At 67.1% G+C, this 15,867-nt stretch carries 1 protein-coding gene; it reads right to left on the bottom strand.

Features of this window, described 5'->3' with window-relative positions:
• Positions 1-113 precede the first annotated feature (113 nt).
• Positions 114-15,749 carry an amino acid adenylation domain-containing protein gene (locus tag ACQP1G_RS42155; protein ID WP_433195706.1) on the bottom strand — a complete coding sequence of 5,212 codons (15,636 nt, stop codon included), beginning with the start codon at positions 15,747-15,749 and terminating at the stop codon, positions 114-116.
• Positions 15,750-15,867 lie beyond the last annotated feature (118 nt).

Raw genomic sequence — 15,867 nt, forward strand, 5'->3', positions numbered from 1 at the left:
CTAAAGTGCTCCCCCACCCAGCGCTTACTCAGAAGCATCGCATGGTCAGACGCCGATCGTTACCGCATTGGCCGCTTGTTCACGCCGACGATCCACCCGCGTTTCCCGGCTGATCACCGCCGCTCAGGGGTTTCGAGCAGCTCAGCGAGCCTGGGACCGATCTCGTCCAACGCTTCGGCAGAGGTCATCAACTCGTGCGTCGCCCCGATCGGGCGATCGATGATCTCACCGGAAACGAAAGGCTGCCAGTCGGCAGGTGTGCGACCACTGCGCGCCTCGGCGTCACCCGTCGCGCTGAAGAATTCGAGCCGCCCGTCGAATACCTGCGGCCGGTACTGCGACTCCAACTCGACCGTGCGCATCGCGGTGCGGTAGATCAGCCGTAGCCGGTCCGGTGTCAGCACGTCCAGGCCCGCGCCGACGACCATCGCCTGTAGCGCGGCCAGCGCCTCGTCGCCGATTTCCTGCAGATTCTCCGCTTCGGGCAGTGCCGCCGCGTCCAACCCCAATTCGGTGAAGGCCTGGCGGATCTGGGTCCGGAAATCGGTGAAGTCGCCGCCGGGGTACGCGTCGAGGATCGCCAAGAGCTCGACCTGTGCGCCGTTGGCCTGCAGCTGGGTCGCCACCGCGTGGGCCAATTTGCCGCCGAGCGACCAGCCGAGCACCCGGTACGGGCCCTGCGGCTGCACCGCTCGGATCTCGGCCACATAGCGGCGCACGATCTCGGCCACCGAGTCCGGCTGGTAGTCGTCCTCGGAGAGCGCGGGCGACTGGATACCGAGGATCGGCTGATCCGGCGGGAGCACCCGAGCCAGTCCGGCGTAGGACCACGACAGCCCGGCCAGCGGATGCACACAGAACAGTGGTGCCCTGGTGCCCGCGGCGCGGATCGGGAGGATCACACCGAGCGCGGCCCCGGAGCTGGACTCGAAATCGTGTCCGGCTTCGAGTACCGCGGTGATCTGCTCGGAAATGCCGAGAACCGTTGGTTCGGTGAAGAACCAGGCGACCTTGATCTGCGCACCGGTCAGTTTGCGCAATCGGCTGACGACCTGTGCGGCCAACAGCGAATTGCCGCCGAGGCTGAAGAAGTCGTCGTCGATGCCGACTCGATCGACGCCGATGACCTCGGCGAAGACATCGGCGACGGTGGCCTCGAGCGGGGTCGATGGTGCGCGGAATGCCCTCGCCGCGAAGACGGGTTCGGGCAGTGCGCGCCGGTCCAGCTTGCCGTTGGGGTTCAGCGGCATAACCTCGAGCACCACAATGGCCGCGGGGACCACATAGGACGGCAAGTGCTCGGCCAGCTGGGTTCGCAGCTCCTCGGCATCGACCGTTGCGCTGTTCGCGGGCACGACGTAGGCGACCAGCTGATCGCCGGTCCGTGCATCCGCACGCACCAGCGCCACTGCCTGTGCCACCGAATCATGCGCGGTGAGCGCGGTTTCGACCTCGCCCAGCTCGATGCGCAGACCACGCAGCTTGACCTGGAAGTCGGTACGACCGAGGTAGACGATCGAACCGTCGGCATTGCGGGTGACCAGGTCACCGGTGCGGTACATGCGCGCGCCCGCAGCGCCGAACGGATCGGCCACGAAGCGATCCGAGGTCAGGTCGGTGCGACCGGCGTAGCCGCGCGCCAACTGCGCACCGGCCAGGTACAACTCACCCGCCACACCCGACGGCACCGGGTGCAGCCTGGAATCCAGGACGTACGCCTGGGCATTCCATACCGGCAGGCCGATCGGGACCGCGCCCTGGATGTCGGCGGCCACCGGACTGTGGGTCGCGTGCACGGCGAATTCGGTTGGGCCATAGAGGTTGTACAGCTCGGCCGAGCTGATCTTGCGGATGGCCTGCACCGTGTCGCTGGTGAAGGCCTCACCGGCGACCAGCAGCGTGCGCAGCGATGTCAGTGCGGAGCCGTCGACCGCACCGGCGAAGACGGTCAGCATCGAAGGCACGAACGAGGTCATGGTCACCCGCTCGGCCGCAATGACTTCCGCCAAGTACTGCGGATCACGATGACCATCCGGGCTCGCCACCACGATCCGGCCACCCGTGCTCAACGGACCGAACAGCTCCCACACCGACACATCGAACGTGGCGGGAGTCTTGAACAACACCACATCATCGACACCGATACCGTATTCGCCAGTGATCCAACGGATCTGGTTCACCACCGCCGAATGCGGCACCGCCACACCCTTCGGGCGACCCGTCGAACCGGAGGTGAAGATGACGTACGCCGGGTTACTCGGCCGCAGCGGTGCGATCCGCTCCGCATCGGTGACCGGCTCGTCCGAGTATCCGGACAGGTCCAGCTCATCGAGGGTCAATGTGGGCAGCACACCACCGTCGAATTCGTCACGGGCGGTGGTGAGTACGCACACCGGTGCGGCCGAATCGAGCACATAGCCGATCCGCTCCGCGGGCTGGTCGAGGTCGAGCGGCACATACCCGCCACCGGCCTCGTGCACCGCGTACGCCGCGACCACCAGATCCACCGAACGCCGCAGACCGAGCGCGACAAGTTTCTCCGGACCGACACCGGCCTCGATCAATCGCCGTGCCAACCGGTGCACGCGGGCACCGAATTCGGCATACGTCAGCGTCGCGGACCGACTCGATGCGGGGTGCTGGTCGGGCGACGGGTGGGCCAACGAGGTTCCGGTGGCCGGGTCGACGACCGCGATCGCATACGGCGTTTCCGCCGCCTGCCTGGCGAATTCGTCCACCAGCGTGCCGACCGCGCCCAGCTCACGGCCGGTGTCGTTCCACCGCCAGAGCACCGCGGCCCGTTCGGCGTCGCTGAGCAGATCGATATCGCCCACCGGCGTATCCGGCCGGGCCACGAACTGCTCGAGCAGACCGATGAACCGGTCCGCGAAGCGCTGCACGGTGGCGTCGTCGAAAAGATCCCTGGCGAAGGACAATTCGGCAACCATGCCCGCGTCCGCGCCCGGTGCGGCCTCTTGAACGGTCAGTGACAGATCGAATTTCGCGGTATCGATCTCCAGATCGACCGCGCCGATGCGCAATCCGGGCAGCTCGAACGAACTGTCCGGCAGATTCTGGAACGACAGCATCACCTGGAACAGCGGATGCCGTGCCGTCGAGCGCACCGGATTCAGCAGGTCGACCAACCGCTCGAACGGAATGTCGGCGTGCGCGAAGGCTTGCAGATCCGCATCCTTCGTCTGGGCGAGCAGCGCACCGAAACTCAGCTCGCCGGACACCTCGCTACGCAGCACCAGGGTGTTGACGAACATGCCGATCACATCGTCGAGTTCGGCCTCACCGCGACCGGCGACCGGGGTACCGATGGCGATATCGTCCGTGCCGGACAAACGGGACAATAGGACAGCAAACGCCGTATGCACGACCATGAACATGGTCGCGCTATTGGCGCGGGCGAGCTCGCCCAGCCCGCGGTGCAGTTCGGTGCCGATCGGGAAGACGACCCGTCCGCCGCGGAAGGTCTGCGTCGTCGGGCGCGGTCGATCCGCGGGGAGATTCAGCTCGTCCGGCATGCCAGCCAGCGTGTTTCGCCAGTGAGCGGCCTGTGCGCTGATCACGCTGTCCGGATCGGCTTCCGATCCGAGCACCTCGCGCTGCCAGATGCTGAAATCGGCGTACTGCACGGGCAGCGGCGCCCAGGCCGGACTCGCACCGGCCGAGCGGGCGGCGTAGGCGATCATGAGATCGCGGGTCAGCGGGCCCATGGACCAGCCGTCCGCGCTGATGTGATGCGCCACCAGCACGAGCACATGTTCGGTGGGTTCGACTCGGAAAAGCTCGGCCCGCACCGGAACTTCGGTCGTCACATCGAATCCGGCCGAGGCCGTCGCGATGACCCGGGCGGGCAACTCGGCCGCACCCACCGCCACCGGCGTCAGATCCGGCACTGCCTGCTCGGCGGGCACGACCAGCTGTACCGGACCGTCATCGGTCTGCGGGTAGACGGTGCGCAGCGCCTCGTGCCGTTCGATCAGGTCCAGCACGGCCAGCTCGAGCGCGGCCAGGTCCAGCGCACCGGTCAGGCGCACCGCGGCCGGGATATTGTTCACCGCCGACGACGGATCGAGCTGGTTGAGGAACCACATCCGCTGCTGCGCCATCGACAGCGGAATCCGTTCCGGGCGTGGGCCGGCCGTCAGTGCCCGCCGACCGCCGGATCCGGCGTGCTGCTCGATCTTGATCGCGAGTCCGCCGACCGTCGATGCCTCGAACAGCGCACGCACCGGCACCCGACCGCCGATCGCGGCACCCAGTCTGGCCACCACCTGGGTGGCGATCAGCGAGTTGCCACCGAGGGCGAAGAAGTCGTCGTCGACGCCGACGCGATCCATGCCGAGGACATCGGCGAAGATGCCCGCCACGATCTCCTCGACCGGCGTGGCCGGAGCACGGAATTCGCGGCTGGCGAAGGTGGGTTCCGGCAGCGCCTTGCGATCCAGTTTGCCGCTGGTGTTCAACGGGAAGCCGTCGAGCGCCACGATCGCGGCCGGAATCATATACGCCGGAAGGGTTTCCGCGATCGCGGTGAGCAGTTCGGCCTGATCGATCTCGTGACCGGGCGCGGGCACGGCGTATGCGACCAGCTGGTCACCCAGCGCCGATGACAGCACCATGGCAACGGATTGACTCACCGAAGCCTCGGCCAGCAGCGCGGTTTCGATCTCGCCGAGTTCGATGCGCTGGCCGCGGAATTTGACCTGGAAGTCGGTGCGGCCGATGTAGTCGAGTACACCGCCCGCCGCGGTATCGCGCCAGACGACCAGGTCGCCGGTGCGATACATGCGCGCGCCGTCGCCGAATGGATCGGCCACGAACCGATCGGCGGTCAGATCAGGTCGGCACACATAACCGCGCGCCAACTGGTCTCCGGCCAGGTACAGCTCACCGGCGACACCCGCTGGCACCGGCCGCAGCCGCGAATCCAGCACGTACACCTGGGTATTCCACTGCGGCAGGCCGATCGGTACGCCGGGGCGGTCGGTGCCGCGCGCCTCCCAGTAGGTCACCGAGACGGCGGCCTCGGTGGGGCCGTAGAGGTTGTGCACCCTGGCGTCGGACATCGCGCGCACCGCGTCGACCGTCTCCGGCGGCAGTGCCTCACCGATCACGAAGATGTCGCGCAGCGTCGGGCAGGAGTCCGCCGGGGTGTGCGCGGCAAAGACCGTCAGCATCGACGGGACGAAGTCGGTAACCGTCACGCCCTGTGCGGCAATGGTTTCCGCGACATAGGCTGGATCGCGATGGCCGTCGTGGGTGGCGACGACCAGTTTCGCACCGGTGCGCAGCGGCATGAAATAGCCCCACAGCGATACGTCGAAGGTCGTCGCGGTCTTCTGCAGATACACATCGCCGAGGCCGAGCGGGTACTGCTCCAGCATCCAGGTGGTCTGGTTGTGAATGGCCGCATGCGAGATCGCGACACCCTTGGGGCGTCCGGTCGAGCCCGAGGTGAAGATGACGTAGGCCGGATTCTCCGGGCGCACCGGGCGCAGCAGTTCGTCGGCACGCACCGGGTTCGCATCGAATCGGTCCAGCTCCAACGCGTCCAGGTGCAGTAATGGCGTATCACCCGGCACCGCGATGGCATCCGCGGTGGTCGTCAGCACGGCCGCCGGCCGGGCGGTATCGAGAATGTGCGCGATCCGCTCCGCCGGATGATCCGGGTCGAGCGGCACATACGCGCCACCGGCCGTCACGATGGCGTACATGCCGACGACCAGATCCAGCGAACGCCGAATCGCGAGGCCGACCAGGGATTCGGCGCCGACACCCTGCTCGATCAGCAGTCGGGCCAGCCGGTTGACGCGCTGATCGAATTCCCGATAGGTGAGCTCGGTGCCTTCGTAGGCGACCGCGATAACGTCCGGATGTTGGGCCACCGCACGGCGATAGCCGTCCAGCAGTAGTTCGGGGGCGACCGGATGGCCGGTCCGGTTCCAGTCCAGCAGGATTCGCTCCCGCTCTGCCGGAGCAAGCAGGTCGAGTTCGCCGACGGGGGTACGCGGGGCGGCGATGATCGCGCCGAGCAGGCGCACGAACCGCTCGGCGAAGCCGTCGACGGTCGCCTGATCGAAAAGGTCCTTCGCGTAAACGAATTGGCCCGCGATACCGGCGGGTACGCCGTGCTCGTCGTAGGCATCACTGACATTGAGGTTCAGATCGAACTGCGCCACCTGAGTATCTATGCCGACACCGGAGATGGTGAGGCCGGACAGCTCGAGGGTGGACTGCTCCAGATTCTGGAACGACAACCCGACCTGGAACAGCGGATGCCGCGCGGTCGAGCGAACCGGGTTGAGGACTTCGACCAGCCGCTCGAACGGGATATCCGCATGCGCGAACGCCTGGATATCGGCCTCCCGCTGACGCGCCGTCAGTTCGGTGAACGCCGCACCGGCGTCGACTCGGGTACGGAACACCAGGGTGTTGACGAACATGCCGATCAGATCGTCGAGAGCGGCCTCACCGCGACCGGACATCGGTGTGCCGATGGCGATGTCATCGGTGCCCGACAACCGCGAAAGCAGCACGGCGAGTGCGGTGTGCACCACCATGAACAGCGTCGCACCTTCGGCGCGCGCCAATTCGATCAGCGCCCGGTGGATTTCGGGATCGATGCGCACCTCGGCGGTGCCGCCCGCGAAGGTCTGCACCGCGGGACGCGGTCGGTCCGCTGGCAGATCCAGCTGTTCGGGCAGATCCGCCAGCGCATCGCGCCAATAGGCGACCTGCTCGGCCGCCAGCGATTCCGGATCGTCCTCGCTGCCGAGCAACTCGCGCTGCCAGACACTGTAGTCCGCGTACTGCACGGTCAGCGGCGCCCAGCCGGGCGCGGCCCCCGCGGAACGGGCCGCGTACGCCATCATCAGATCGCGGGTCAGCGGGGCGACCGAGGAACCGTCGCCGGAGATGTGGTGCACCACCATCGCCAGCACATACTCGGCTGTGTTGTCTCGAGCGACCTGCGAGCAGTCACCAGCGGCGTTGTCTCGAGCGACCTGCGAGCAGTCACCAGCGGCCACACCACCGATATCGAACAGCGCGACCCGGACCGGCACCTCGCTGGTGACATCGAAGATCGTCGAGGTCAGCTCGACGACAGCGGATTCGAGCTCATCGGCCAGCACCTCGCGGATCTCGAGTTTCGGCGCAGCCTCGGCCGAGGCCAGGATCAGCTGCACCGGACCCGCATCGGTCTGCGGGTAGATGGTGCGCAGGATTTCGTGCCGCTCGACCAGATCGGCGACCGCCTGCCGCAGCGCATCCACATCGAGCGCGCCGGTGAGCCGTACCGCGATCGGGATGTTGTAGGCCGAGGAGTCGGTATCGAAGCGGTTCAGGAACCACATCCGCTGCTGGGCCAGCGACAGCGGAATATGTTCCGGCCGTTCGCCCGCGGCCAATGCCTTGCGGCCGCCGGTACCCGCGAGCTTGTCGAGTTCGGTCGCGAGTTCGGCCACCGTGGACGCCTCGAAGAGCACCCGAACAGGCACGCGGGTATTCAGTGCCGCACCGAGGCGCGCCACCAGTTGCGTTGCCAGCAGCGAATTTCCGCCGAGTGCGAAGAAGTCGTCGTCCAGACCGAGGTAGCGGCTGTCATCCGCGCCGGTGCCGATGCGCAGCACCGCGGCGAAGGTGCTCGCCACGATCTGTTCGGTATGGGTCTTCGGCGCCCGGAAGGCGACCTGTTCGAAGACCGGTTCCGGCAACGCTTTTCGATCGAGTTTGCCGACCGGGGTCAGCGGGATCTCGTCCAGCACCACAACGGCCGCTGGCACCATATGCGGTGGCAGACTGCGCGCCGCGTGGTCGGTCAGCACACTCGGCTCGACGACCCGGCCGGGCACCGGCAGCACATACGACACCAGAATCGTGACGCCAGCGTCGGTTTGTTTGCCCAGGGTGATCGCGAACTCGACATCGGCGTGCCCGCCGAGGACGGCGTCGATCTCGCCGAGTTCGATGCGGTAGCCGCGGATTTTCACCTGGAAGTCCGAGCGCCCGACGTAGTCGAGCACCCACGGCACCGACGGCAGCGCCGCATTGCCGGCCCGCACGTCGGGTTCGGCGAACCAGCGCACCACGTCACCGGTGCGGTACATCCGCGCACCCGGCTCACCCCACGGATTCGCCACGAAGCGCTCCGCGCTCAGACCGGGACGCTGGTGATAGCCGCGCGCGAGTCCACCACCGGACAGATACAGCTCACCCGCGACGCCGGGGGCCACCGGGTGCAGCCGAGAATCCAATACCAGTGCCGACATGCCGTGCACCGGGGTGCCGATGGTGATCGGCCTACCCGCCTGCAGCGTGCCGTAGGAGGAGATGATCGTGGTCTCGGTCGGGCCGTACCCGTTGTAGTACCGACGACCCGGCTGCCACTTGCCCAACAACTCCGACGTGGTGACATCACCACCAACCGACACCATTTCGAGCCGATCCAACCCCGCCGGATCCACCGTACCCAACACCGCCGGAGTGATGATCGCGTGCGTCACCTGCTCGACGCGCAGCAGGTCGCCGAGTTCATGTCCACCGATCACGTTCGACGGCACGATGACGCAGGTAGCGCCGACCGAAAGGGCCACGAGCCATTCCAGCACCGACGGGTCGAAGCTCGGCGAGCAGATGTGCAGGAAGCGGTGTTTCGGCTCCAGCCGGTACAGACCGACCGCGTGATCGACCAGGCCACCGAGTCCCGCGTGGGTTACGGTGACGCCCTTGGGCATACCCGTTGAACCCGAGGTGTAGATGACATATGCCGGATGATGCAGCCGCAGTGGCGCGATCCGGTCGGCATCGCTGAGCGGTGCGGCGGATCGGCCGGCGCACAACGCATCCGTCTCGGCGTCATCCAGTGCGAGCCATTCCACATCGTCGGGCAACTGCCCGAGGTATTCGGCAGTCGTCAGTCCGACGACGGCGGCCGAATCGGTCAGCATGTGCCGCATCCGATCCACCGGATAATTCGGATCGACCGGCACATGCGCGCCACCGGCCTTGGACACCGAGAGTACGGCGGCGACCATCTCGTAGGAGCGTGGCAAAGCAACCGCGACAAGGCTTTCCGGCCCGACGCCACGTTCGATCAGCACCCTGGCCAACCGCGACGAATACGCATCGAGCTCGCGGTAGCTGATCGAGCGACCCTGGTAGCGGATCGCCGTGCGGTCGGCGCCACGGCGCAGTCCGCGCACCAGCAGATCGGGCAGCAACCCACCGGCCATCACATGATCCGGATGCACCCGAGTCAGGAATTTCGCCTCGGATTCGGCGAGCAGCGGCAGATCACCCACCGGCAGCTCGGGCAGCGTGGTGATCACCTCGAGTAGGCGGACGAACCGGTCCGCGAATACCCGAACGGTGGATTCGTCGAACAGGTCACGCGCGAAGGAGAACTCGGCATACATACCGCCGCTGGTCTCAGCGGTCTGCGCCAGTTCGGTAATCGCCAGTGACAGATCGAATTTCGCGGTGTCGATATCGAGATCGACGGCACCGATTCGCAATCCGGGCAGCTCGAAGGAGTTGTCCGGCAGGTTCTGGAAGGACAGCGCCACCTGGAACAGTGGATGCCGCGCCGTCGACCGCTCCGGATTCAGCAGATCGACCAGGCGCTCGAACGGAATATCGGCGTGCGCGAAGGCCTGCAGGTCGCGATCCTTGACCACGGAAAGCAGTTCGGCGAAGGTCACGCCGCCGCGCACCGGGGTCCGCAACACCAGGGTATTGACGAACATGCCGATGACATCGTCCAATTCGGCCGCGCCACGACCGGCGACCGGGGTGCCGACGGCAATATCCTCGGTGCCCGACAGGCGCGCCAGGAACACCGCGAGCGCGGTGTGCACGACCATGAAGATCGTCGCGTTCTGCTCGCGGCCGATCTCCTGCAGCCTGCGGTGCACCCGCGGGTCGACCGTGAAGCCGACGGTGCCACCGGCGAACGACTGCGTCGTCGGGCGGGGCCGATCGGCGGGCAGGTTCAGCTCATCGGGCAGTCCGGCCAGTGCGGTACGCCAGAACTCGGTCTGCGCCGCAATCAGGCTCTGCGGATCGTCCTCGGAACCGAGCACCTCCCGTTGCCAGAGACTGAAATCCGCGTACTGCACCGGCAGCGGCTGCCACGCGGGCAGCACACCGGCCGCACGCGCGGCATAGGCCAGCATCAGATCGCGGGTCATCGGTCCCATCGACCAGCCGTCGGCGCTGATGTGATGGGCCACGAAGACCAGCACATACTCATCCGTCGGGCCCTCGGACGCGACGACCTGCAACAGCGCACCGCGCAACGGCACCTGATCGGTGACATCGAATCCGGCCGCGATGATCTCGACAACCTTCGCGCGCAACGCATCCGCCGCAACGGGCTGCGGCGTCAGATCCGGAACCGCCTGCGCCGCGGGCACGATCACCTGGTGCGCGATACCGTCCCGATCGGCCGGATAGACGGTGCGCAGGGTTTCGTGCCGCTCCACCAGGTCGGCGACGGCCTGCTGCAATGCGGCGATATCCAGTGCGCCGGTGAGCCGCACGGCGACCGGCAGATTGTTCACCGCCGATTCGGTGTCGAACTGGTTCAGGAACCACATCCGCTGTTGCGCCAGCGACAGCGGAATCCGTTCCGGCCGTGGACCGGCCAGCAGCGGCACCTCGCGACGCCGACCCGCGCTCGGCGCGATCGCGGCCGCCAGCGCGGCCACCGTCGGCGCCTCGAAGACGGCGCGCACCGGCACGCGGCTGCCGATCGCGGTGCCGAGCCGGGCCACCACACGGGTGGCGACGAGCGAGTTGCCGCCGAGGTCGAAGAAATCGTCGTCGGCGCCCGCACGCTCGATGTCGAGCACGTCGGCGAACACCTCGGCGACGGTGCGTTCCAGCGGGGTCGCCGGTTCGCGATAGGGCCGCCCGATGAACTCCGGTACGGGCAGCGCTTTACGGTCGAGTTTGCCGCTGGCATTGAGCGGCAAGGCATCGAGCCGAACAATGGCCGACGGCACCATGTACGAGGGCAGCGCGGCACGCGCGTGGTCGAGCAGGGCATCGTCGTCGATCTGGGCACCGGGCGCGGCCACCACATAGGCGACCAGCCGATCGCCGGCGCTCCCCTTGACCAGGGTCACCGCCGCACGCTGCACCGCGTCCAGTCCGAGCAGCACCGTCTCGATCTCACCGAGTTCGACGCGCTGGCCGCGCAGCTTCACCTGGAAGTCGCTGCGGCCCAGATATTCCAGCGCATGGCCGCTGCGGCCGGGCACCCACCGCACCACATCGCCGGTCCGGTACAGACGCGCACCACCGGCGTGCGCGACGAACCGTTCGGCGGTCAGCGCCGCCGCGTTCACATAGCCACGCGCCAACTGCACACCGGCGATATACAACTCGCCCACCGCGCCGACCGGCACCGGCCGCAGCTGCCGGTCCAGGACATGCACCCGCGTGTTGGCGACCGAGGTGCCGATCGGAATCGCAACACCCCCGTTGGCTTCGGCCGGGTAGGCGGTGACGACGGTGGCCTCGGCGGGCCCGTACCAGTTGAACAGGTCCGCATCCGGCACGAAGCCGGTGAAGCGCGTCGCGGTCTCCGCGGACAGTGCCTCACCGGCGGCGAACACCCGCCGCAACGACGGGAACGCGGTCTCCCCCGCTGGTGCGCCATCGAGGAACGCATCGAGCATCGACGGTACGAAATGCACCGTGCTGACGCCGTATTCGTCGATCACCCGGGCCAGATACGCGGGATCACGATGCCCGTCCGGTTCGGCGATGACCACCGCGGCACCGGTCTGCAAGGTCCAGAACAGTTCCCACGTCGAGATATCGAAGGTGATCGGCGTTTTGTGCAGCACCACATCGCCGGGACCGTGCGGATAGGTGCGCTGCGCCCAACGGAATTGGTTCGCCATCTGCCGATGGGTGATCGCCACGCCCTTGGGCCGACCGGTCGAACCGGAGGTGTAGATGACGTAGGCGATATTGTCCGGATGCGGCGCCGCGACGGTATCGGCCAGCAGATCCCCGAAGATCAACGCATCGGCGGAGTTCGCTCCGTAGCGACTGCTCGCAGGTCGCTCGAAACGATCGGCATCGACGTAGACCAGCGGTGCGTCGGTCTCGGATTCGAAGCCGGTTGCGGTCGTGGTCAGCACACACACCGGAGCCGCGCTGGACAGCACGTATTCGCTGCGCTCGGCCGGATGGTCGGGATCGATCGGCACGTACGCACCGCCCGCGCGCAGCACACCGTAGATCGCGACGACCATCTCGATACTGCGTCGCATCGCCACGGCCACCGGCGATTCCGAGCCGACGCCACGACCGACCAGATCCTGGGCCAGCGCACGCGAGTGGGTGTCGAGTTCGGCGTAGCTGAGCGTGGTGTCGCCGAAGATCACCGCCGGTGCCTCGGGCGTGCGGGCGACCTGCGCGTCGAACAGCGACAGCAGCGTCGAATCATCCAGCAGCTCGGCCACTTCGGTGGCATTGGCGGCGTCGAGCACGGCCCGGTCGAGGTCGGTCAGCGCATCCACTTCGGCGATCTTGGCGCGCGGATCGGTGACGAACCGGCCGATCAGCGCCGAGAAGCGCTGTGCCAGTGCCTGTGCCGCCGTCTCGTCATAGATATCGCGCAGGTACTTGAGGGTGATGTGCATGCTGACATCGGGCACGACAACAACGGTCACCGGATAGTGCGTGCCGTTCACCGCGACCGCGCCGGTGATATTCATGCCATCGATCGCGCCCGCCGCCGCGCTGAGCGCCTTACCGTCGACCGGGAAGGATTCGAAGACCACCAGCGAATCGAAAAGCCCTTCGACGCCGACGATTTCCTGGATTTCGCTCAGCCCGACGTAATGGTGATCGAGCAGCGCCGCCTGTTCGGACTGCAGTTGGCGCAGCAGTCCGGCGAGGGTGTCGTCGGCATCGAGCCGCACGCGGACCGGAATCGCGTTGAGGAACAACCCGACCATGGTTTCGATGCCGTCCAGCTGCGGCGGCCGCCCGGAGACCGTGGCACCGAAGACGACATCGTCGCGGTCCACAGTGCGGCCGATGAGCAGACCCCAGGCGGCCTGGATAACGGTATTGACGGTGACCCCGGCGTCGGCGGCCAACCGGCTCAGCGCCTTGGTGTCGTCTTCGGACAGCTCGAACTCGACTTCGCCGACGCCAGCGGAGATCTCGCGCGCCGGGTCGACCGAGGCCAGCGGCGTCGGCTCGGTGATACCGGCCAGCACCTCGCGCCAGGCCGCGCGCGCAGCGCTGTGGTCCTGTGCGCCGAGCCAGGCCAGATAGTCACGGTAGGAACGGGCCCGCGGCAGCTCGGTCGCATCGCCGCCGAGCACATACAGCGTCAGCAGATCCTGTGTCAGCAGCGGCATCGACCAGCCGTCGATGAGGATGTGATGACTGGTGACCAGCAAGTGATATGCGTCCGCCGCCGAGCGGATCAAGGTGAACCGCAGCAGCGGCGTGGTGCGCATATCGAAGTGGTCGGCCAGATCCGCGGCCATGATCCGCCGCACCTCGGCTGCGGCATCGGTCGCCCCGAGATGGATGAGATCGATAGCGCGCCAGGGCACTTCGACTTCGTCGAGCACGACCTGCACGGGATTGCCGGCGGCGTCCTCGGCGAAGGCAACGCGCAGGTTCACATGCCGACCCACCACGGCGACAGCCGCGGCGTGCAGCCGCTCGGTGTCGACATCGCCGCCGAGATCGACCATGAACTGGGTCATGTACGCATCGACCGACGATTCGGCCAGCTGCGCGTGGAACAGCATGCCCGACTGCAGCGGCGTCAACGGCCAGACCTCGGCCAGCTTCGGGTATTCCCGGGCCAAGCGGTCGGTATCGGCCTGCGACAGCTCGACCAGCGGACCCGTCGCCAGCTGTACGCCGGCCTCGGTCGGTTCGCCAAAGGTGGCCAATGGTGCCAGGGCGGCCACCGTGCGCGCTTCGAAAACGTCTCTGGGCGTGAAGATCACACCGCGCGCCCTGGCCCGCGACACCACCTGAATGGAGGTAATGCTGTCGCCGCCGAGTGCGAAGAAGTCGTCGTCGAGACCGATCCGCTCGATATCGAGCACCTCGCCGAGCACCTCGGCGATGGCCTGTTCTATTTCGGTCTCCGGCGCCCGGTACTGCTTGGTCTCGAGCACGGGGGCGGGCAGGGCGCGGCGGTCCAGCTTGCCGACCGGGGTCAGCGGGATCGTGTCGAGCACCGTAATGGCGGTCGGCACCATATGCGCGGGCAACGAGCGTTCGGCGAAGGCGATCAGCTCGTCGGTATCGACCACCGCCGTGCCCGCGGCGTGGACGTAGGACGCGAGAATCGTTGCGCCGGTCTCGAGTTTGTGCCCGATGGTGACGACGAAGTCCACGCTGTCGTGCGCACCGAGCACCGCATCGATCTCGCCGAGTTCGATGCGGAAACCGCGGATCTTCACCTGGAAGTCGTTGCGGCCCAGATATTCGATCTCGCCGGAGGCGGTCCAGCGCACCAGATCGCCGGTGGCGTAGAGCCGAGAACCACTGGGGTCGAACGGATTCGGCACAAAACGCGACGCGGTCAGTGCGGGGCGATCATGATAGCCGCGCGCGACCTGCGAACCCGAAATGTACAGCTCGCCGAGCACACCGCTGGGCACCCGATTCAGCCGATCGTCGAGCACATATTCGGTGATGGCTCGGATCGGACCGCCGATCGTCACCGTCGCACCGGGTGTCAGCGGCGCGCTGATATTGGTCATGATCGTGGTCTCGGTCGGCCCGTAGCCGTTGAAGAACTCACGGGTGTGACCACCTGCGATCGGCAATACCCAGCGCCGCACCAGATCCGGCGGGCAGGCCTCACCACCGGCGACCACGACCCGGAAATCGTCGAGCCCGGTCGGATCGACGGAGGCGAGCGCGGCCGGGGTGATGAACGCGTGGGTAACCCGTTCCCTGCGCAGCAGCCTCGCCAATTCCTCGCCGCCGTAGATATTCGGCGCCACCACCACCATGGTGGCCGCACCGCCGAGCGCGAGCAGCAGCTCGAGCACCGACGCGTCGAAGGACGGCGACGCGAAATGCAGTGTGCGCGACTGGTTCGTGACGCGATAGCGCTCGCGCTGTTCATCACAGAAGCTCGACAATCCGGCCTGTGTGACGACAACGCCCTTCGGCTTACCCGTGGACCCGGAGGTGTAGATGACATAGGCCGGATGCTCCGCCCGCACGGCGCGGACCCGGTCCACATAGGTGATCGCCTCGCCCGAGTAATCCTCGAGACGCACCGCGAATTCGGGCGTATCGATGACGAGCCACTCGACCTGATCCGGCAGGCGCTGCGCCACCTCGGCGACGGCGAGGCCGAGCACCGCACCCGAATCGGTCACCATATGCGCGACACGCTCGGCCGGATAGTTGGGATCGACCGGTACGAATCCGGCACCGGTCTTCGCGACCGCCCACACCGCGACCACCGACTCCAGCGACCGCGGAATACCAACGGCCACCAGATCTTCCGGACCGACACCGCGTTCGATGAGCAACCGGGCCAGCCGCGTGGAGCGGTCGTCGAGTTCGGCATAGCTGAGCTGACCCAGTGTCGCGGTGGCATCGGCGAAGACGACGGCGATACCGTCCGGATTCGCCTCGGCCGCGGTGGCCATCAGCTGCGGCAGAGTGGTGACCCGCGGCTGCCGGGTCCGGACCGGGCGAGTGCGAGTGGGGCGCGTCACGCGAACATCCCCCCGAGCGACTGCTCGCGGGTCGCGGCATACGACTCTGTCCGCGCCCGATCCTGTTCAAGCACCCGATGTCCCGGCACCCCAACCATAGGAACTTTCCTCACCTCGC

The sequence above is a fragment of the Nocardia sp. CA-107356 genome (assembly GCF_050946365.1).
Classification (GTDB): domain Bacteria; phylum Actinomycetota; class Actinomycetes; order Mycobacteriales; family Mycobacteriaceae; genus Nocardia.